We start from the raw sequence: 19,868 nt of genomic DNA on the forward strand, positions 1-19,868 counted from the left end.
GTGAGTGGAGTTCCGTCCGGGGACGCCTTCGCGGAGTCGGCCGGACGGCTCAACCGGAATGGTGTGCGGCCGCCCGAAGCGCCCGGGTGCCCGCGGCGCACCCCTCCCGCAGTCCGTCGTACTCGGCGGCCGTCAGCTGCTTGCGCGCGGAGTCGCGACGGCCGTGGTCGAGCTGCGCGCACGCGCTCTCCAGCCACCTCGGGTCCGGCTCGACGCCGACGAACGCGGCGAGCCGGGCCAGCTCTTCGTGCGGTGCGTCGAGGAGGCCCTCGTAGCCGAGCGCCATGCCCTGCCCCGGTGGCAGCTCGTCGAGGAAGCACACGCCCTCGGTGACCAGTTCGGACCACAGGTCGCCGAACTGCCGCACGGGGAAGGCGCGATCCCGCACGAGGGCGGGGTCGAAGCTCTCGCCGAGCAGCGACGCGAGGTCCGGCGGCAGTCGGCGCGCCTGCTCGGCCGTCAGCTCGGCGAGGTTCCCGACGCCCGTCAGCTCCCCGATCTCCCGCATCAGGCTGATCACGCGGTACCCGGAGTGGCGGCTCATCGACAGGGCGCAGTCCGGCCCGTCCCGGAAGAGGTGCACGAACTTCGCGTACGGGAAGGCGGCGCGCAGCCGTGGCGCCCAGCCCGTCGAGTAGCCGGAGCGTTCCACGACGGCGGTGCGGCCGAACCGGGCGCCGAGCAGCTCGAAGAGCGCCTCGTGGTGGGCGGCGGGCGCGCGCTCTGGCCACTCGACGACCGCCGCGCGGATCTCGTCGAGCAGACCGTCGGGGTCGTCGGTGAGGTGCGGCAGCACCATGAGGGAGAGGGCCGGGATGCCGGTGGTCTCGGGGGCGTACCGGCCGGAGGTGCGGTTGTAGAGGAACTCCGGCATCGGCACTCCGCTGCGGAGCATGGCCGCGAAGTATGGGGTGGGCCGGAAGAGGGTCTCCCAGAACTCCGCGCCCGGCAGCGGGCCCTCGGGGAAGGCCGCGTCACCCACCGAGGCCATGTACTCGTTGAGGCTGAGTACGTCAGGGTGGCTGTTGAGGATGCGGGACAGCGCGGTGGAGCCGCTGCGGCCCGTGCCGATGACGAAGGTCAGGCTGCGCAAGGTCACTCTCCGGGGGGCGTCGCGGATGTTCCGGGGTCCTGTGCACCTCAGCACAGGGGAGGCGTGCGCACCAGGTGGCAGCGGCACGGTGCGGAACGGCGCCGCCCCCGTCCCCTGATGCCCCTGGTGTCAGAAAACTATCAGCGCTAGTTTGTAACGCGGACGACTACCTGGAGGAATGCGATGAAGGCCCACGACGGGATGTACATCGACGGCGCCTGGCGGCCGGCTGCGGGCACCGACACCATCACGGTCCTGAACCCGGCCGACGAGCGGCCCGTCGGCCAGGTCCCGGCCGGTACCGCGGAGGACGTCGACACCGCGGTCCGCGCCGCCCGCGCCGCACTGCCCGGCTGGGCCGCCACCCCGCCCGCCGACCGCGCCGCCCTCATCGGCGCGGTCCGCGACCGCCTCGTCGCCCGCAAGGACGAGGTCGCCGAGACCGTCACCGCCGAGCTGGGGGCGCCGCTGCCCTTCTCCCAGGCCGTGCACGCGGGGGTGCCGATCCTGGTCTCCGGCTCGTACGCCGAGCTCGCGGCGACCCACCCCTTCCAGGAGAAGGTGGGGAACTCGACCGTGTATCTGGAGCCGGTCGGTGTGGTCGGCGCGATCACCCCCTGGAACTACCCCCTCCACCAGATCGTCAACAAGGTGGCCCCCGCGCTCGCCGCGGGCTGCACGGTCGTCCTCAAGCCCGCCGAGGACACCCCCCTCACCGCCCAGCTCTTCGCCGAGGCCGTGCACGAAGCGGGCGTGCCCGCGGGCGTGTTCAACCTCGTCACCGGCCTCGGCCCGGTCGCGGGGCAGGCCCTCGCCGAGCACGAGGGCGTCGACCTCGTCTCGTTCACGGGCTCGACGGCGGTCGGCAAGCAGATCGGCGCCACCGCGGGCGCGGCCGTCAAGCGCGTCGCCCTGGAGCTCGGCGGCAAGTCCGCCAACGTCATCCTGCCGAGCGCCGACCTCGCCAAGGCCGTCAACGTGGGCGTGGCCAACGTCATGTCCAACTCCGGCCAGACGTGCAGCGCCTGGACCCGCATGCTGGTGCACACCGACCGGTACGACGAGGCGGTGGAGCTCGCCGCGGCCGCGGCCGCCAAGTACGGCGACCGCATCGGCCCCGTCGTCAACGCCAAGCAGCAGGCGCGCGTGCGCGGCTACATCGAGAAGGGCGTCGAGGAGGGCGCCCGGATCGTGGCGGGCGGTGCCGAACCGCCCAAGGACAAGGGCTACTACGTCCAGCCCACGGTCTTCGCGGACGTCACCCCCGAGATGACCATCGCCCAGGAGGAGATCTTCGGCCCGGTGGTCTCGATCATCCGGTACGAGGACGAGGACGACGCCCTGCGCATCGCCAACGGCACCGTGTACGGGCTCGCGGGCGCGGTGTGGGCGGCCGACGACGCGGAGGCGGTGGCGTTCGCCCGCCGGATGGACACCGGCCAGGTCGACATCAACGGCGGCAGCTTCAACCCGCTCGCCCCCTTCGGAGGCTACAAGCAGTCGGGCGTCGGCCGCGAACTGGGTGCGCACGGCCTGACCGAGTACCTCCAGACCAAGTCCCTGCAGTTCTGACCCGCTCGACCCAGTCCTGATCCGCTCGACGCCGTCCCGAACCGCTCGACGCCGTCCGTGCGGTTCCGACCCAAGGAGTACGTGAACGTGGTCCGCGCCGCCATCCTGCCCGCCGTCGGCTCCCCGCTGGAGATCGCCGAGATAGACCTGCCGGAGCCGGGCCCCGGCCAGGTGCGGGTGCGCCTCGCAGCCGCCGGGGTCTGCCACTCCGACCTGTCCCTGTCCAACGGCACGATGCGGGTGCCGGTGCCCGCCGTCCTCGGCCACGAGGGAGCGGGCACCGTGGTCTCCGTCGGCGAGGGCGTCACGCATGTCGCGCCCGGCGACGGGGCCGTCCTGAACTGGGCACCGTCCTGCGGCAGCTGTCACGCCTGCGCGATCGGCGAGGTGTGGCTCTGCGGCAACGCCCTCGCGGGCGCCGCGGACGTCTACGCCCGGCGCCCCGACGGCAGCGACCTCCACCCGGGCCTGAACGTCGCCGCGTTCGCCGAGGAGACGGTGGTCGCCGCCAACTGCGTCCTGCCGGTGCCGGACGGCGTCCCGCTCGCCGACGCGGCGCTGCTCGGCTGCGCCGTCCTGACCGGGTACGGCGCCGTGCACCACTCGGCGCGGGTCCGCGAGGGCGAGAGCGTCGCGGTCCTCGGCGTCGGCGGGGTGGGTCTCGCCACGCTGCAGGCGGCCAGGATCGCGGGCGCCGGACGGATCGTCGCCGTCGACGTCTCCCCGGAGAAGGAGGAGTTGGCCCGCTCGGCCGGCGCCACGGACTACGTGGTGGCCTCGGAGACGACGGCCCGCGACATCCGCAAGCTCACCGGCGGGCAGGGCGTGGACGTGGCGGTGGAGTGCGTGGGCCGCGCGGTGACGATCCGTACGGCCTGGGAGTCGACGCGGCGCGGCGGACGCACCACGGTCGTCGGCATCGGCGGCAAGGACCAGCAGGTCACCTTCAACGCCCTGGAGCTCTTCCACTGGGGCAGGACGCTGTCCGGCTGTGTGTACGGCAACTGCGATCCGGCGGTCGATCTGCCGGTCCTCGCCGACCACATCCGGGCGGGGCGCCTGGACCTGGGCGTCCTGGTGACCGACCGGATCGGGCTCGACGGCATTCCGGCGGCCTTCGAGAACATGATCGCGGGCAAGGGCGGCCGGGCACTGGTCGTCTTCTGACCGGTCCCGTCTCCGCTCGGTCCCCGGCGGCTCCCCTTCGGGGTCAGTCCCCGTCGCCCGAACCGGTCAGCCGCGGAAAGGACTTGGCCCCGGCCAGGAACACGAACGTGGTCAGGACGAACGGCCAGGTGAAGGCGTGGCCGCCGGACGGTGCGAAGAGCGCCGACACGGCGGGCCCGAGCGCCGTCGCGGCGGCGGCCCCCACGAGTGCGTACGTGAGGGTCGCCGCCCGGGCCGGCAGGAAGACGCCGCACAGGGCGAGCGCCACGAGCACGGCGTTGTAGCCCATCGTGCCGTCGGCGATCCGCGCCGCGGGCGCGCCGAGACCCCACGCGGTCGCGACGCCCACGGCGTTGCCGAGGCATGCGACGGCCGCCGTGCGGGGCCCCGCGACGAGGAGGCCGAGCAGCAGCAGGGCGCCCACGTACCACTGCGGCATGAAGAAGATCTGGGCGAAGCCCGCGAGGAACCCCCGTGCGAGCTCGGCCGGTTCGACGGCCGTCGTGCCCGACGCGGGCAGGGGGAGCGCGGCCGGCCCCTGCCCGGTGTGCCAGAGCCGTCCGAAGCCGGGCGCGGCGATGGTCACCGCGGTGGCGAGCAGACAGTACGGCAGGGTGAGCGAGGGCAGGCCCCAGACACCGAGCAGCCGGACCACGGCCGCCGTCACGACCGTGACGACCACACAGCCCGCGACCGCGAGCAGCGCCGTCGACACCTGCTCCGCGCCCAGGAAGACCGCGAAACAGAGCGCCGTCAGACAGGCGTTGAAGCCCTCCAGGCCGGTCGAGACCCGCTCGTGGTCCACGCCGAGGAGCCGTGCCGTGGCCGTGCCCACGGCGGTGCCGAGAAGCCCATAGATCCCGTACTCCCAGCCCGCCGCGAAGAGCGCCGCGCTGAAGAGGAGGCCCGTGACGGCGTTCGGCAGGAAGGTGACCTGGGCCTGACCGCGCAGTACCTGCGCCGCGAAGAGCCGGACGCGGGGCGGCCCGACTGCCCGCTCTCCGCGCCCTGTTGACCCCTCTGGGCCGCCGGTCCTCGAACCCTCCGGTTCTCCGGTCGAGCCCCCGGCGTCCAGCGCATCCATTGCGTGCCCCACGGCCACTCCCGCGTTACGTCCCTGTTTCGTCCGGCAGGACGGATGCAGACTACATCTACCGAACCGCCTCGAACCACGTCATCAGGACGTCGTTGTCGAACGACTCGCGGGCCGTCACGCGGAACCGCGTGGGGTCGAACTGCCCGTCGAAGACGGGGATTCCGGCCCCCGCGACCACGGGGTAGCTCTTGACGATCAGCTCGTCGAGCTCGGGCAGCAGCGCGGCCGCGACCCGGCCGCCGCCGCACAGCCAGATGTCCTGCCCCTGCTGCCGCTTGAGGTCGCGGACCAGCGCGAGCGGGTCACCGGCCGCCACGGTCACCGCCGGGTCCGGGGCGGTGCCGAGCGAGTTCGACAGTACGAACTGACGCAGGTGCGCGTACGGGCTCGGGGTGCCGTGGGCCAGTGCCTGGCGGTAGGTGTTGTGGCCCATCAGGACCGTGTCGAAGCGCGCATTGGCGGCGTCCGCCAGGCCGACGTGCGGGCGCAGGGCGGTGGGCACGGTCTCGGGGAAGCGGGCGTTGACCCGGGCGGCGTACTCCGCGGCCCGGTCCGCGTCGCCGACGGGGTAGAAGTCGTACTCGCCCTTCGGGCCCGCGATGTATCCGTCGACGGAGGCGCCGATGTAGTACACGAGCTTGCGCATCTGGTAACTCCCCCTGTAGTACTCTTGCTGTAGTGGTCGAAACGTAGTACTTCAGATGGAGTGGTGTCAATGGTGCGCAGGAATGACGGTCGGCGGGCGGCCCTGGTCGACGCCGCCATCGAGGTGCTGGCCAGGGAGGGCGCCCGCGGGCTGACCTTCCGGGCGGTGGACACCGAGGCGGGGGTGCCGACCGGTACGGCGTCCAACTACTTCGGCAACCGCGACGACCTGCTCACCCAGGCGGGCGCCCGGGTCTACGAACGCCTGACGCCCGACGCGGCGGAGGTCGAGCGGCAGCGCTCGGCCAAGCCGGACAAGGAGACGTACGTCCAGCTGATGCGCGAGGTCGTCGGCCGCGTCAGCGGTTTCCGTACGGGCTATCTGGCGCTGCTCGAACTGCGCCTGGAGGCCACCCGGCGCCCGGAGTTGCGCGCCGTCCTCACCGAGCGCGTCCGCGCCGACCTGGCGGCCAACCTCTCGTACCACGAGGCCTCGGGGCTGCCCGGCGACGCCACGGCCGTCAAGCTGCTGTACCTGGCCTTCAACTGGCTCATCGTCGAACAGCTCACCCTGCCCGACTTCCTCTCGGACGCCGAGCGCGACGCCCTCGTCGCGGCCGCGGTGGAGCGCATCGTCACGGAGTGAGCGGGCCGGGCGCCCGGTCAGAAGGCGTCGATGCCAAGGTGCGCGGCGAACGCCCGCGCCCCGGCCGGTGTGACCCGTACGGCGCGCCCCGAGCCGATCCGCTCGCACCAGCCCGCGGCCAGCGCGTGCCCGCACAGCGCCGCCCCCGCGACCCCGGCGAGGTGCGGCCTGCGCTCGGTCCGGTCCACGCAGGACCGGGCCAGCGGCCGCCGTCCGCCGCGCGCGAGCTCGATCCCCAACTCCCCGAACCAGGCCACCCCTTGGTCGGTCAGGGCGAATCCGGTGTCCTGCCGCAGCAGCCCCCGCTCCGTCATCGCCCCGGTGACCGTGATCCCGAGCCGCCCCGCCAAGTGGTCGTAGCAGGTGCGGCCCCGTGCCATCGCGCCCGCGGCGCCGGCCTCGCGCAGCGTGCGCGGCCGCACCGGGGCCCCGGGTGCCGCGTGGGCGGCGAGGTCCTCGACGAGCTGGGCGGCCCGCGCGTCGGTCAGTCTCACGTACCGGTGCCTGCCCTGGCGGGCCTCGGTGAGCAGGCCGCCCGCGACCAGACGGTCCAGGTGCTCACTGACGGTCGAGGGCGCGACGCCCGCGTGCCGGGCCAGCTCACCGGCCGTCCAGGCCCGCCCGTCGAGCAGTGCGAGCAGGCAGGCCGCCCGCGTCTCGTCGGCGAACAGCCCGGCCAGCGAGGCGAGGGCGGGGGTGAGGGGGTCGGCGTTCTTCGTGGGGCCCGGCTTCATGCCTCCAGGATGGGGCAGGAACGGTTCGGCGCGGGCCGAACCGTCGGGGCCCTCGGGGGCCGGACCGTCAGGTGCGAGCCGTCACCTGTTCGTACTGCAGCGCGAGACCGTCGAGCAGCGCCTGCAGGCCCGTCTCGAAGGCGCGCTCGTCGATGACCTGTTGCCGGTCGGCGAGCAGATGGGCCTGGCCGAGGTGGGGATAGTCGGCGGGGTCGTACGCGGCCTCGTCGTCCACGAAGCCCCCGGCGAACGAGCCGAGCGCGGAGCCCATGATGAAGTACCGCATCAGCGCGCCGATCGACGTGGCCTGCGCGGCGGGCCAGCCCGCGTCGACCATCGCCCCGAACACCGCGTCCGCGAGTCGCAGTCCGGCCGGTCTGCGCCCGGGGCCGCTCGCGAGCACCGGCACGATGTTCGGGTGCAGGGTGAGGGCCGCCCGGTAGGAGACCGCCCAGTCGTGCAGCGCCGTACGCCAGTCCCGCGGGTCGGCCGCCTCGAACATCGACAGGTCGACCTGGGCGCTCACCGAGTCCGCGACGGCCTCGAGGATCTGGTCCTTGGTGCGGAAGTGGTTGTAGAGGGAGGGTCCGCTGACGCCGAGCTCGGCGGCGAGGCGGCGGGTGGAGACGGCCGCGAGGCCCTCGGAGTCCACGAGCGCGCGCGCCGTCCCGACGATGCGTTCTCGGCTGAGGAGGGGCTTGCGCGGTCGGGCCATGCGGCACATAGTAGGGCTGCCGCAACAAACTAGCAGTGCTAATTTAAAATCAGACGTCACGTTCCGACCGGAGAGGTGCCCACGATGAACCTGGAGCTCAGCGACGAGCAGGCCGCCGTCCGGGAGCTGGCCGAGGACTTCGTCGCGCGTGAGATCGCTCCGCACGTCGTCGAGTGGGACCGCGCCGAGAGCGTCGACCGCGGCCTCGTGAAGAAGCTCGGCGAGGTCGGCTTCCTGGGGCTCACCATCGACGAGGAGTACGGCGGATCGGGCGGCGACCACCTCGCGTACTGCCTGGTGACCGAGGAGCTCGGGCGCGGGGACTCCTCCGTGCGCGGCATCGTCTCCGTCTCGCTCGGCCTGGTCGCCAAGACCATCGCGCACTGGGGCGACGAGGAGCAGAAGCGGCGGTGGCTGCCGGGGCTCACCTCGGGCGAGCTCGTCGGCTGCTTCGGGCTCACCGAGCCGGGGACGGGCTCCGACGCGGGCAGCCTCACCACCAGGGCCGTGCGCGACGGCGGTGACTACGTCATCAACGGCACCAAGATGTTCATCACGAACGGCACGTGGGCCGACGTCGTGCTCCTCTTCGCCCGCACCGGAGACGCCCCGGGCCACAAGGGCGTGTCCGCCTTCCTGGTTCCCACCGACACCCCCGGCCTCACCCGCCGCACCCTGCACGGCAAGCTCGGCCTGCGCGGCCAGGCCACCGCCGAACTCGTCCTGGAGGACGTGCGCGTCCCGGTGTCGGCCATGATGGCGCCCGAGGGCAAGGGCTTCTCGGTCGCCATGTCGGCCCTGGCGAAGGGGCGCATGTCGGTGGCGGCGGGCTGCGTCGGCATCGCGCAGGCCGCCCTGGACGCCGCGGTGCGGTACGCCACCGAGCGCGAGCAGTTCGGGAAGACCATCGCCCACCACCAGCTGGTGCAGGAGCTGATCAGCGACATCGCGGTCGACGTGGACGCGGCGCGCCTGCTGACCTGGCGGGTCGCCGACCTCATCGACCGGGGGCAGCCCTTCGCCACGGAGTCCTCCAAGGCCAAGCTGTTCGCCTCCGAGGCCGCCGTGCGCGCCGCCAACAACGCCCTGCAGGTCTTCGGCGGTTACGGCTACATCGACGAGTACCCGGCGGGCAAGCTGCTGCGCGACGCCCGCGTGATGACCCTCTACGAAGGCACCAGTCAGATACAGAAGCTCGTCATCGGCCGTGCGCTGACGGGAGTTTCGGCCTTCTGAGTACCCACCTGAGTACGTGAGCGGATACGGCGCCGAAGGGGCCTCGCCGAAGCTGTGTCCATGACTGAGCCGCCCGTCAAGCAGCAGACCACCAACGCCTTCTACGGCCAGGCCGTGGCCTCCTTCGCCGTCTCCATCGCCGCCGTCGCCATCGGCATCGGCTATCTGGACGCCTCGGCCTGGGTGCGGGGCTTCCTCGCCATCGCCGTGCTCTATCTGACGACCTCCGCGTTCACCCTCGCCAAGGTGATCAGGGACCGGCAGGAGGTGGTGCAGATCGTGAGCCGCGTCGACCAGGCCCGCGTCGACCGGCTGCTCACCGAGCACGACCCGTTCGCCAAGCCCTGACCGGAGCGCTAAGCGCTTGCTCACCGTCAGGGGTATGGTGTCCCTTCCGAACGCTGAAGGAGTGGACATGGGAACGGCGGAGGAGACGCCCGGCGAGGAGCAGCCGTGGGGCGAGGTCAGCCCCGACGCGGCCAGGCGGCTGCTGGTCGCCGCCGTCGAGGCCTTCGCCGAGCGCGGCTATCACGCGACGACGACCCGGGACATCGCGGGCCGCGCCGGCATGAGCCCCGCCGCGCTCTACATCCACTACAAGACGAAGGAAGAGCTGCTCCACCGCATCAGCCGGATCGGCCACGACAAGGCCCTGACCATCCTGCGGACCGCCGCGGACGGCGAGGGCGGCCCCGCCGAACGGCTGGCGGCGGCCGTGCGCTCGTTCGTCGGCTGGCACGCCGCCCACCACATGACCGCCCGCGTCGTGCAGTACGAGCTGGACGCGCTCGGCGAGGGGCACCGCACGGAGATCGTCGCGCTGCGCCGCAAGTCGGACGCGGCCGTGCGGGACATCATCAACGACGGGGTGCGGACGGGGGAGTTCGACGTCCCGGACGTGCCGGGCACCACGCTCGCCGTGCTGTCGCTCTGCATCGACGTCGCCCGCTGGTTCAACGCGGCGGGACACCGGACGCCCGACGAGGTCGGCGCGCTCTACGCCGACCTCGTCCTGCGGATGGTGGGTGTGCGGACCCGGGAACTGCCTCAGAAGTAGTAGCGCGACACGGACTCCGCCACGCACGCGGGCTTGTCGCCGCCCTCGCGCTCCACGGTGACCTTGGCCGTCACCTGGACGCCGCCGTCCTTGGTCGGCGTGACGTCCGTGAGCACGGTGGTCGCGCGCAGCCGCGAGCCGACCGGCACGGGGGAGGGGAAGCGGACCTTCTCGGTGCCGTAGTTGAGGCCCATCCTCATGCCCTCGACGCGCATCGTCTGCGGCACCAGGGCCGGGAGCAGCGACAGCGTCAGATAGCCGTGCGCGATGGTCGTCCCGAAGGGGCCCTGCGCCGCCTTCTCCGCGTCCACGTGGATCCACTGGTGATCGCCGGTGGCCTCGGCGAAGAGGTCGATCCGCTTCTGGTCGATCTCCAGCCAGTCGCTGGGTCCGAGTTGCTCGCCGACACCGGCGCGCAGCTCCTCGGGCGACGTGAAGATCCTCGGCTCCGCCATGTCCCTGGCCTCCTAGACGTATGCAGAAGCGTACGGAGAAACGTACGCAGACTAAGCGCTTGCTCAGCATGGGGTGTGTGCCGACGCGTGTCAACGGACCAGCCAGTAGGTTTGAGGCGTGCCCCAGATACCGGAGAAGGTCCACGAACTCACGGTCGGCCAGCTGGCCGACCGCAGCGGCGTCGCCGTTTCCGCCCTGCACTTCTACGAGTCCAAGGGCCTCATCACCAGCCGCCGCACCTCCGGCAACCAGCGCCGCTACCACCGGGACACCCTCCGCAGGGTCGCCTTCATCCGCGCCTCCCAGCGCGTGGGCATCCCGCTCTCCACGATCCGCGAGGCCCTCGACTCGCTCCCCGAGGAGCGCACGCCCAACCGCGAGGACTGGGCGCGGCTCTCCGAGGGCTGGCGCTCGGAGCTGGACAAGCGCATCAAGCAGCTGGGCAGGCTGCGCGACCACCTCACGGACTGCATCGGCTGCGGCTGTCTGTCCCTGGACACCTGTGTGCTGTCCAACCCCGACGACGTCTTCGGCGAGCGGCACAGCGGTTCCCGGCTCCTGGTGGACCGCAAGCCCCGGCGGTGACGCCCCCCGTCGTCACCGCCCGCCCCCGGCTCACTCGTACTCCGTGCCGCCCTTGCGCGTCAGATACGCCGGGCTGACCGCCTTCGCGATGGCCCGCCCGCCCGTGACCGGGCTGTACCGCTCCACGGCGGGCCGGATCACCACACCCTCACGAAGGTGCAGGCCCTGCCCCGACACCGACTCGCGGCCCGTCGCGAGGGCCAGGACGCGGTCGGCGTCGTAGGGGCCCTCGTACAGCCTCGGCACCAGCGGCAGTGCACCGTCGAGCAGCTCCGTCGCGTCGAGCCACCGCACCTGCCCGTCGATGTCCGCGCTGACGTCGAAGACCGCGTACCCGAGCGTGTCCCTGCGGCCGTCCGCGCCGTACGTCAGGTCCTGCACCTCGTCGCCGTACACCTCGCCGAAGATGCCGACCCGCCGCGCCCCGAGCCGCTCCGCGAGCCCGGCCGCGGCGGCCGCGACGCCGTGCCCGTGGACCGCCCTCCAGTACAGGTTGCGCGGGTCCTCCTGCAGGGCCAGGGACTTGGCCCCGAACCCCTTCGACGAGACGTGGACGCGGCCGCTCTCCGCGACGTACGTCACGAGGCAGGCGGAGCCGTGCAGCTTCTCGGTCAGGACCACCGGCTCGCCGGGCGCGAAGACGTCCGGGTAGCGCTGGATGTTCTCGATGTCGACCCAGGGCAGCAGATCGGGCGCCGCTTCCACGTCGCCGCTCATCGTCGGCGGTATCGGCGGCACCCACTTGGTGACGCCGAGCAGCTCCGCGAAGTCCGTGCCGTCGGCCGCCGCCCGCGCCAGGTCGACGTCCGCGAGCGCGGCCGGGCGGCACACGATGCCCTGCGACAGCTCGCCGCGCAGCCGTACCGCCTTGACCCGGTCCCGGTTGCCGCCCGCGAGGCGTCCCGTGAGCCCCAGCTCCTCGATGAGCCCGGCGGGCAGCACCGACTGCTCGGGGATGTACACCGCGCTCTCGCCGGTGCGGTAGACGCCCTTGGCGACGACCGCGCGGTACAGGCCCACCTGGGCCAGTTCGAGGGCGTCGGCGCCCGGGTGCTCGTGGATCGTCAGCACTTCGGCGGTGACGCGCAGCGTCGACATGGTTCTGCTCTCCTCAGGGGCTTCCGGTGTACGTCGCCGGTCACTCTGCAGGGCGGCAAAACGGCATGACCACCGGAATTTCCCTGTGCTACGTCTGGCCGCAACCGGTCGCCGGGCGCCAACGTGTGTTCTACGTAAGGGAGTCCGAAGACAGGACGCCGACAGCACGTCGACACAGAACGGGGGAGAGCCGATGTCCGTTGCCATTTGCTCATTGCTGTGGGACGCCGCGCGCCATGGCAGGCAGACCGTCAAGTACGACAGTGACGGCTACCACCTGGTGCGCTTTCCGTACGGCGCCGACGACGAGTCCTACGACCCGTGGCGCATGCACGACCCGGCGAAGGGCCTCACCGGCCCGTCGGAGTACCCGGACGCCCGCTCGGGGCTGATATGGCCCAGCCACGAGGGCTGGGGACTGCTCTCCGCGATGGTCTTCTGGGAGGCGGACACGAGGGCCACCGAGTTCCGCTCGCGCTACGTCCGCGACCCGCTGAACCTGGGGACGGGGTACGACTCGACCGCGACGACCGACGTCGCGCCGACCAGGGGAGGGCAGTACCGGACCTACCTCTGGCAGATGTTCGTGCACCCGGGGACGCCCCTGGGCCTGAAGATCTCGGCACGCGGCGCGGGAGACGTGAAGCTCGCCACGCCGCTGATGCACGCCCAGTTCAAGCTGGCCATCCACACGGACGTGGTCACGCCCTGACCGGGGCGCTCCTCACGCCGACACCAGAGGGCGCAGCCGCCTCGCGCGGGCCCGCGCCACCGCGTCGGTGGTGAGGACGGGGCCGGGCACGACGATGCCGCAACCCGTGCAGACCGCTCCCGCCGACGGCTCGTGCGCCAGGCCGTGTTTCCAGGTGAGGGCGGTGTCCGCACAGACGGGGCAGGTCGCGCCCGGCGCCCGCTCCAGCGCCGCGATGAGCCGGCTCAGGACCTCGGCCAGGGGCTCGTGCGGGTGGATGTCCGGGTCGTCGCACCAGGCGACGCCGAACCCGCCCCAGGTGCAGCGGTGCCAGTCGTCGACGCTGCCGGGGCGCCTGAGCCCGTCGTGCTTCTCCTTGCGGCGCCGCTCGGCGAAGTCCGCCTCGTAGGCGAGCCAGACCGCCCGTGCCGCTTCCAGTTCGTTCAGCGCGGCCACCAGCCGCATCGGGTCCGGCGACCTGTCCTCGGGCGCGAACCCCGCCCGGGCGCACAGATGGTCCCAGGTCGCCCGGTGGCCGTAGGGGGCGAACCTCTCCAGGCACTTGCGCAGCGAGTACCGCCGCAGTGCCAGATCGCTCTTCGGATCACGCACCTGTCTCGCGAGACTCCGGAATCCGGCCATCGCCCTGCACCTCCGTCACACGTACTTCCGTACTGGTACCCGTGTTCCGCATTCGCCGGCGTCGATGTCGAGTCGAGTACATCGAGTTCGATACGACGTCGCCGAGTAGACGTATCGACACGCGATTCGGCTCCCTCATCGCGCGACCGTTTTTCGCCTGCCCCACTGAGCTGGGGTGATGCAGGCGCACGGGGGGCGCGTTGTGGTGATTCGGAAAAGGCGACGCTTGTTCATCTTTCGAGTTCGCCAACCCGCCAGTAGCCTCCGCCGCATCGGTCTTCCGCAGGATCCGGAGGAACACCCATGCGACGACGCATCGTCAGGCTCAGAACTCTCACGGCGGGAGCGGCGCTCGCGCTCGGCGCCTCCCTGCTGGCGCCCCTGCCGGGGGCCGCGGTCGCGGCGCCGGAAGCGGCCGCCGGGAAACCGGCCGCCGCCGAGGAGAACGACTACTGCGGCAGCCAGTGCGCCGAGGTCCTGCCGCCCGGCGCCAGCGGCAACGCGACGCTCGCCGAGATCCTCGCGCACCGCGTCTTCGGCACCCAGCCCGCCCACGCGGACGACCAGCTGGGTCCGTACGACGCGCTGTCCTCCGGCTATCCGTCGCTCACCGACGACAAGCTCACCGAGTTCTTCAACGACGCGTCCTTCGGGGTGCCGGGCGACCAGGTCGCCTCCGTCACCAAGCCGCGCGACGACGTGACGATCACCCGCGACAAGAAGTACGGCGTCCCGCACATCAAGGGCACCACGCGCTACGGCACCGAGTTCGGCGCGGGCTTCGCCGCCGGGCAGGACCGGCTCTGGCTCATCGACCTCTTCCGGCACATCGGGCGCGGCCAGCTGACCTCGTTCGCGGGCGGCGCGCTCGCGAACCAAGGCCTGGAGCAGCAGTTCTGGCCGCAGGCCCCGTACACCGAGCAGGACCTGGAGAAGCAGGTCGACTACATCAGGTCGACCCAGGGCGAGCGCGGCAAGCAGGCGATGGAGGACGCGCAGGCCTACATCGACGGCCTCAACGCCTACCGCAAGAAGTCGAAGGACGGCCGCTACTTCCCCGGTGAGTACGTCCTGACCGGGAAGATAGACGCGATCACCAACGTCGGCGAGATCGAGCCCTTCAAGATCACCGACATGATCGCCCTGGCCTCCGTGGTCGGCGGTCTCTTCGGCAACGGCGGCGGCGGAGAGGTCGAGTCCGCCCTCTCCCTCCTGGAGTCCCAGAAGAAGTACGGCGTCGAGAAGGGCACGAAGGTCTGGGAGTCCTTCCGCGCCCGCAACGACCCCGAGGCCGTCCAGACCATCCACGACGGCACGAGCTTCCCGTACGCGGGCAAGCCCGAGAAGGCGCGCGGCACCGCCATGCCCGACCCGGGCTCGGTCGAGCGCGAACCACTCGTCTACGACCGCGAGGGCGGCGCCAGGACCGGCGCCAAGGACCCGGTGCGGGCGCCCAAGAAGCTGAAGCCGCTGCAGGGCATGTACGACAAGGGCGTGCTGCCCTCGGACCTGTTCCGGGCCGACGGCCACAAGAAGGGCATGTCCAACGCCCTGCTCGTCTCCGGCAAGCACACCGCGAGCGGCAACCCCGTCGCCGTCTTCGGCCCGCAGACCGGCTACTTCGCGCCCCAGCTCCTCATGCAGCAGGAGCTCCAGGGGCCCGGCATCAGCTCGCGAGGCGTCTCCTTCGCGGGCGTCGGCATGTACGTCCAGCTGGGGCGCGGCCAGGACTACGCCTGGTCGGCCACGTCCGCCGGGCAGGACATCACCGACACGTACGCCGTCGAGCTCTGCGAGCCGGGCGGGGGCGCCCCCACCAAGCAGTCGGCCGGCTACCTCTACCGCGGCACGTGCACGCCCATGGAGAAGATGGAGCGCAAGAACGCCTGGAAGCCGACGCTCGCCGACTCCACGGCCGCGGGCTCCTACCGCATGCAGGTCTTCCGCACGAAGTACGGCATCGTCACGCACCGCGCGAGCGTCGACGGCAAGCCCGTCGCGTACGTCTCGCTGCGCTCCACCTACCGCCACGAGGCCGACTCCATCATCGGCTTCCAGATGCTCAACGACCCCACGTACGTCAAGGACTCCGCGACGTTCAAGAAGGCCGCGCAGAACATCAGCTACGCCTTCAACTGGTTCTACGCCGACTCGCGCGACATCGCGTACTACAACAGCGGCGCCAACCCCGAGCGCGCGGACGGCGTCGACCCCGCCCTGCCGGTCGAGGCCGAGCAGGACCTCGAATGGCGGGACTTCGACCCGGCGGACAACACCTCGGCACAGACCCCGCCCGCCGAACACCCGCAGTCCGTCAACCAGGACTACTACATCTCCTGGAACAACAAGCAGGCCGACGACTTCAGCACGGCCGGCTTCGGCGTGAGCGCCGTGCACCGCGGCGACCTGCTCGACGGGCGGGTCAAGAAGCTCACCGAGGAGGGCGGCGTCACCCGCGCCTCGCTCACCCGGGCCATGTCCGAGGCGGCCGTCACCGACCTGCGCGGCGAGCAGGTGCTGCCCGAGCTCCTGAAGGTGCTGCGCAGCAAGCCGGTCACCGACCCGCAACAGGCCAAGGCCGTGCAGCAGCTGGAGGCCTGGCGCAAGGCGGGCGCACAGCGCAACCAGACGGCGGCGGGCACCAGGACGTACGCCCACCCCGACGCCGTGCGCATCATGGACGCCTGGTGGCCGCTGCTCGTCGAGGCCGAGTTCAAGCCGGGCCTCGGCAAGGAGCTGTACACCGCCCTCACCTCGCAGCTCGCCACCGACGAGGCGCCCTCGGCCGGGCACGGCCCCACCGGGGCGCACGCCGGATCGGCCTTCCAGTACGGCTGGTGGGGCTACGCCGACAAGGACCTGCGCAAGGTCCTCGGAGAGCCGGTGAAGGGCGAGCTCGCCGACACCTACTGCGGCGGCGGCAAACTCGACGCCTGCCGCGACGCCCTGCTCGCCACCCTCGGGCAGGCCGTCGCCAAGCCCGCCACCGAGGTCTATCCCGGCGACGACACCTGCAAGGCCGGCGACCAGTGGTGCGCGGACTCCGTCATCCACCGGGCGCTCGGCGGCATCACGCACAAGCCGATCCAGTGGCAGAACCGCCCGACGTACCAGCAGGTCGTCGAGTTCCCCCGCCACCGGTAGACCGGAATCCCTCAGGACCGGGCGATCCGCCCTGCGGCGAACACGACGCGTGCCAGCTCCTCGTGGCACACGTCGCTGTGCGCGCCGGAGGGCGGACCGCCCCGGCGCACCACCGACGCCGCGTCGATGCTCACGCACCCGTCGGCAGGCACCTTCTCGCCGAGCTCGATGCGTTTGGTGCCGTCCACGGACCGGATGCCGTTGTAGCCGATGGCGCCCCACCGCTCCCACAGGTTCAAGAAGCCGGAGGAGTCACCGGCCAGCTTCGACGCCAGCGGGTACATGCGGCCGAGGGCGTCGTCGTGGTGCGAGTAGCAGGAGACCAGCGGCCCGTCGATCCGCTTCTGCATCCCGTGCAGGGCCCCGCCCCGTGCCGTGTCGTGGGGCAGCCGCTCCGCGAACGTGTAGTGCGAGAAGGCGCCTTGGAGGAGCGTCACCGACTTCACCGCGCGCACGTCGGCGGGCATCCCGCGCAGCGCGTACGAGACGAGCCGGGCGCCGAAGCTGTGCCCGATCATGTGCACCCTGATCCGCGGCACATCGGCGGCGAGCAGACCGATCGCGGGCCCGAGTCCCAACTGGCCGACCGCGCCCGCCCGCCGCTTCATCGCGTAGTACGTGCCCTGGCGCAGCAGTTCGTGGGCGCCGTCCCAGATCCGGGCGCGCAGGTCGCCGAGGAGGAGGGGCCGCCCGGTGTCCGCGCGGGCGGCGGCGAACACCTCGCAGACCTGCACCGCGTCGTCGGTGAGCATGGCGGGCTCGCCCGCTCCGGTGTCCTGGCCGAAGTGCCGGGCGGGATGGGACTCGCGCAGGGAGACGAGCTCGCGCACCTGCCGCCCGAACTCGTACACCTGGGACGGCACTTCGGAGCGCTCGGCGAGCAGTTCGGCGATCCGGTCGAGGGTCGCCGCGTGGTCGGGGAAGGCACGGTCGAGCGCCTTCCGGGTGGCCGCGTCGAGCACGGGCTCGCCCGGCGGGGCGGCGGCGACGGGCGCCGCCGACGGGTCGAAGTCGGGGATAGGCTCGTCGGGGAAGCGGATGGCGGGCCACAGCACTCCCACGTAGCCGAGGCGCACCCGCGCCCCGGCGAGGTCCGGGCAGGGTGCGAAGAAGCGCCCGTACAGCTTCCGGGCGTCCTTCTTCTCGTTGTTCCAGCCGTGCGCGAAGACCAGCAGATCGGTGACGCGGGCACGTTCCGCGCCGGCCAGCAGCTGCGCGCGCTGCGCGGTGTCGACGTCGCCGTCGGCGTCGAAGGTCAATTCCCAGTAGGGCTCCACGCCGGTATGGTCCTGCCGCCCGGACAACCTGGCCAGATGCCGCGCACGATCTGCCGGAGCCGGTTCCCACCCCCGTGGGGGACCGGTCCGGCAGCGGCGCGGTCGGCGCCGTGCGGGTGCTAGGCCCTGCACTCCCTGGCCCAGCGGTTCACGGGCGGCAGCCAGCACAGCACGACGACCGCGACCGCGGTGAGCAGCGCGGCGAAGCTCAGCGCGACGACGGAATCCGGTTCGTAGTCACCGAGGATCAGGAAGTGCGGGAACAGGGCGACGACGGCCGAAATGGTGAGCAGGACGCGCGACCAGACCGCTGCGCCCTTGCGGGCGACGAGGGCGAAGACGAGCACACAGACCGCGGTGAAGACGGCGAATCCGGCACGGGCCGAGAGGGTGCCCGCGCGGTCGCTGATCAGTTCGTCCCATATCGGGCCGCTCAGGGCCTTGATGTCGGCCGCGGTCGTCCCCGACGGCAGGCCCACGACGTCCGGGTGTTCCGCGATGACGTCGTTGATGTTCTCCTCGGCCATCTCCTCGCCGCCGGCGAAGACGAGCACCGCGCCGATCGCGGCGGTGACCGCAGAGACGACCGACGTCCAGAACAGGGCGGCGAGGGTGCCGGGTCGCTTGGCCGCGCGCCGCGTGGGGGGTGCGCCCGCACCGTGCGGTGCGACGGACGCGGGGGCGGCCTGGTAATGGCTCACGAGCGTAACTCTCCTTGCAGAGATGATTGAACGAGCGGGATTGATCCGACCATTCCACGGGTACCGGGAACGCATCCAGCATTTTCTGGAAGAAATCCCCAGATAATTTGTGCTGAACTCCGGATCAGTTTCCCGCTGTGGTTATGCTGCATGGCCGTAAAAGAAGAGGGAGTCGGAGAGCGAGAACGCGCACATGGCATTATCAGGTCCGCAGCAGTACCCCACGGATCTCCTTGACACCACGATGGACCAGTTGCGCACGCTGCTCGCGGTGCACGAGAGCGGCACCGCGCTCGCCGCGGCCCGTCAGCTCGGCCGCGAGCAGTCCAGCGTGCAGAAGCAGCTGGACACGATGAACCGCACGTTCGGGACGCTGTGCGGGGAGGCGCTGGTCCTCAAGCGCGGACGCGGCAAGGACGTCCTGTTCACCCCCACCGGAGAGGCCCTGGTCGAACTCGCGCGCCGCACCCTGGACCAGTGGACGGAGGGCATCCACGACGCCAGACGCCGGCTCGGCAGAACCCTCTCCGTGGGCTCGACCCGCTACACGCTGGGGTTCCTCCTCGACGCCGTGGAGCGCGTCAGCGAGGTGTACGAACGAAGAGGCGTCGACCTGAAGGTCACCCACGTCCGCACCGGCGACCTCTTCGCCAAGCTGCAGGCCAAGGAGCTCGACCTGGTCTGCGGCAGCATCGTGGTGACCGAGGGGCAGGAGGCCGAGCTCGACCCCTACGAGATCGTCGAGTGGCGCCGCAGCGGCCTCTCGCTGCTCACGAACCTGCCCGAGGAGCGCCTGCCGGGCCCGTCCGTCACCGCGGGCACCCTCCCGGGACTGCCCCTGGTGGTCTCGGCGGGCGGCCTCATCGCCCGCTTCCTCACGGCCTGGTACGGCCCCGACTACCGCCAGCACCTCTCCGTGGCCGCCGAGATAGAGGCCGCGCACTACGGCTTCGAGCTGCTGCGCTCGAGCGTGGTCAGCGGGGCGATGCTGGTCACGCGGGGCATCGGGGAGGCGGCCGAGAACGGCGGCCTCCCCGAGGCGGGGGGCCTGCGGCGGCTCGACATCATCGGGGACGTCGGGCCGCGGACCGAGGTGCTCGTGGGGGTGTTCACACGGCGCGGCGACCGCGCCTCGTGCGGGCCCGGGCACCCGTTGAACCTCTTGTGGGAGGCGTTGTCCAAGGAGAACGAACGCTGGTGGTTCAGCCCCTGAATTCCGCTTCCCGCATTTACGGGAAGACCGTCTCGGGTGGGTGCAGAAAATGGTCTAGACGTGTGGAGAAATTCGGTCGGTGTGCCTTGTGGCACGTGTA

20 protein-coding genes are annotated in these 19,868 nt (G+C 71.7%); 10 read left to right on the top strand and 10 right to left on the bottom strand.

All coding sequences use genetic code 11. The annotated features are described in order from the left end of the window. Window positions 1-49: 49 nt before the first annotated feature. Window positions 50-1,099 carry a sulfotransferase gene (locus tag AOK03_RS11145; protein ID WP_244177568.1) on the bottom strand — a complete coding sequence of 350 codons (1,050 nt, stop codon included), beginning with the start codon at window positions 1,097-1,099 and terminating at the stop codon, window positions 50-52. A gap of 177 nt (window positions 1,100-1,276) precedes the next feature. On the opposite strand from AOK03_RS11145, the gene AOK03_RS11150 reads away from it, so the two are divergent. Both AOK03_RS11150 and AOK03_RS11155 read left to right on the top strand, forming a co-directional pair. Beyond that, window positions 1,277-2,665: an aldehyde dehydrogenase family protein gene (locus AOK03_RS11150; RefSeq protein ID WP_055565037.1), complete on the top strand. Its 1,389-nt coding sequence runs from the start codon at window positions 1,277-1,279 to the stop codon at window positions 2,663-2,665. Window positions 2,666-2,752: 87 nt separating this feature from the next. Next, window positions 2,753-3,832, top strand: a complete 1,080-nt coding sequence (locus tag AOK03_RS11155) for a Zn-dependent alcohol dehydrogenase (RefSeq protein WP_055565123.1) — start codon at window positions 2,753-2,755, stop codon at window positions 3,830-3,832. Window positions 3,833-3,875: 43 nt separating this feature from the next. Here the strand turns inward: AOK03_RS11155 and AOK03_RS11160 are convergent, their stop codons facing one another. Both AOK03_RS11160 and AOK03_RS11165 read right to left on the bottom strand, forming a co-directional pair. Then, a complete protein-coding gene (locus AOK03_RS11160) occupies window positions 3,876-4,928 on the bottom strand; it encodes an urea transporter (protein ID WP_244177569.1) in 1,053 nt (350 codons plus the stop codon). Between the two features lie 55 nt (window positions 4,929-4,983). Further along, window positions 4,984-5,574 carry a dihydrofolate reductase family protein gene (locus AOK03_RS11165; RefSeq protein ID WP_055565038.1) on the bottom strand — a complete coding sequence of 197 codons (591 nt, stop codon included), beginning with the start codon at window positions 5,572-5,574 and terminating at the stop codon, window positions 4,984-4,986. A gap of 69 nt (window positions 5,575-5,643) precedes the next feature. On the opposite strand from AOK03_RS11165, the gene AOK03_RS11170 reads away from it, so the two are divergent. Next, a complete protein-coding gene (locus AOK03_RS11170; protein WP_055565039.1) occupies window positions 5,644-6,219 on the top strand; it encodes a TetR/AcrR family transcriptional regulator in 576 nt (191 codons plus the stop codon). 17 nt (window positions 6,220-6,236) lie between these two features. On the opposite strand, the gene AOK03_RS11175 is transcribed toward AOK03_RS11170, so the two are convergent. Together AOK03_RS11175 and AOK03_RS11180 are read right to left on the bottom strand one after the other, a co-directional pair. Then, the gene (locus AOK03_RS11175) at window positions 6,237-6,953 is read right to left on the bottom strand and encodes an ArsR/SmtB family transcription factor (protein ID WP_055565040.1); all 717 of its coding nucleotides are present in this window, start codon (window positions 6,951-6,953) and stop codon (window positions 6,237-6,239) included. A 67-nt stretch (window positions 6,954-7,020) separates the two neighbouring features. Next, the gene (locus tag AOK03_RS11180) at window positions 7,021-7,677 is read right to left on the bottom strand and encodes a TetR/AcrR family transcriptional regulator (RefSeq protein WP_208609526.1); all 657 of its coding nucleotides are present in this window, start codon (window positions 7,675-7,677) and stop codon (window positions 7,021-7,023) included. A gap of 75 nt (window positions 7,678-7,752) precedes the next feature. On the opposite strand from AOK03_RS11180, the gene AOK03_RS11185 reads away from it, so the two are divergent. The 3 genes from AOK03_RS11185 (at window position 7,753) to AOK03_RS11195 (ending at window position 9,961) form a co-directional block, all read left to right on the top strand. Then, a complete protein-coding gene (locus tag AOK03_RS11185) occupies window positions 7,753-8,904 on the top strand; it encodes an acyl-CoA dehydrogenase family protein (protein ID WP_055565042.1) in 1,152 nt (383 codons plus the stop codon). Between the two features lie 60 nt (window positions 8,905-8,964). Then, window positions 8,965-9,252 carry a YiaA/YiaB family inner membrane protein gene (locus AOK03_RS11190; protein WP_055565125.1) on the top strand — a complete coding sequence of 96 codons (288 nt, stop codon included), beginning with the start codon at window positions 8,965-8,967 and terminating at the stop codon, window positions 9,250-9,252. Window positions 9,253-9,319: 67 nt separating this feature from the next. Next, complete coding sequence (locus tag AOK03_RS11195; RefSeq protein WP_055565043.1) at window positions 9,320-9,961, top strand: TetR/AcrR family transcriptional regulator; 642 nt, start codon at window positions 9,320-9,322, stop codon at window positions 9,959-9,961. Here the strand turns inward: AOK03_RS11195 and AOK03_RS11200 are convergent. Beyond that, window positions 9,952-10,416 carry a MaoC family dehydratase gene (locus tag AOK03_RS11200; protein WP_055565044.1) on the bottom strand — a complete coding sequence of 155 codons (465 nt, stop codon included), beginning with the start codon at window positions 10,414-10,416 and terminating at the stop codon, window positions 9,952-9,954. The two genes, AOK03_RS11195 and AOK03_RS11200, sit on opposite strands and share 10 nt — an antisense overlap. Window positions 10,417-10,534: 118 nt before the next feature. Between AOK03_RS11200 and soxR the strand changes: the two genes are divergently transcribed. Then, window positions 10,535-11,002 (top strand): redox-sensitive transcriptional activator SoxR, encoded by a 468-nt coding sequence (gene soxR / locus AOK03_RS11205; protein WP_055565045.1) that lies wholly within the window; start codon window positions 10,535-10,537, stop codon window positions 11,000-11,002. 30 nt (window positions 11,003-11,032) lie between these two features. Here soxR and AOK03_RS11210 read toward each other — a convergent pair whose 3' ends face one another. Beyond that, window positions 11,033-12,100: an RNA ligase (ATP) gene (locus AOK03_RS11210; protein WP_055565046.1), complete on the bottom strand. Its 1,068-nt coding sequence runs from the start codon at window positions 12,098-12,100 to the stop codon at window positions 11,033-11,035. Window positions 12,101-12,293: 193 nt separating this feature from the next. Between AOK03_RS11210 and AOK03_RS11215 the strand changes: the two genes are divergently transcribed. Then, window positions 12,294-12,812 (top strand): hypothetical protein, encoded by a 519-nt coding sequence (locus AOK03_RS11215; protein ID WP_055565047.1) that lies wholly within the window; start codon window positions 12,294-12,296, stop codon window positions 12,810-12,812. A gap of 12 nt (window positions 12,813-12,824) precedes the next feature. Here AOK03_RS11215 and AOK03_RS11220 read toward each other — a convergent pair whose 3' ends face one another. After that, the gene (locus AOK03_RS11220) at window positions 12,825-13,433 is read right to left on the bottom strand and encodes a hypothetical protein (protein WP_055565048.1); all 609 of its coding nucleotides are present in this window, start codon (window positions 13,431-13,433) and stop codon (window positions 12,825-12,827) included. A gap of 303 nt (window positions 13,434-13,736) precedes the next feature. Between AOK03_RS11220 and AOK03_RS11225 the strand changes: the two genes are divergently transcribed. Beyond that, complete coding sequence (locus tag AOK03_RS11225; protein ID WP_055565049.1) at window positions 13,737-16,577, top strand: penicillin acylase family protein; 2,841 nt, start codon at window positions 13,737-13,739, stop codon at window positions 16,575-16,577. A gap of 11 nt (window positions 16,578-16,588) precedes the next feature. Here AOK03_RS11225 and AOK03_RS11230 read toward each other — a convergent pair whose 3' ends face one another. Further along, the gene (locus AOK03_RS11230; RefSeq protein ID WP_055565050.1) at window positions 16,589-17,854 is read right to left on the bottom strand and encodes a hypothetical protein; all 1,266 of its coding nucleotides are present in this window, start codon (window positions 17,852-17,854) and stop codon (window positions 16,589-16,591) included. A gap of 119 nt (window positions 17,855-17,973) precedes the next feature. After that, entirely contained in the window at window positions 17,974-18,555 is a 582-nt protein-coding gene (locus AOK03_RS11235) for a hypothetical protein (protein ID WP_244177570.1), read from the bottom strand. A 193-nt stretch (window positions 18,556-18,748) separates the two neighbouring features. Here AOK03_RS11235 and AOK03_RS11240 point away from each other — a divergent pair, with 193 nt between their 5' ends. Continuing rightward, window positions 18,749-19,768, top strand: coding sequence for a LysR family transcriptional regulator (locus tag AOK03_RS11240; RefSeq protein WP_055565051.1), 1,020 nt, complete (start codon window positions 18,749-18,751; stop codon window positions 19,766-19,768). Window positions 19,769-19,868: the final 100 nt, after the last annotated feature.

Origin of the sequence: Streptomyces atriruber (assembly GCF_001418325.1) — a bacterium.
GTDB classification, from domain to species: Bacteria; Actinomycetota; Actinomycetes; order Streptomycetales; family Streptomycetaceae; genus Streptomyces; species Streptomyces atriruber.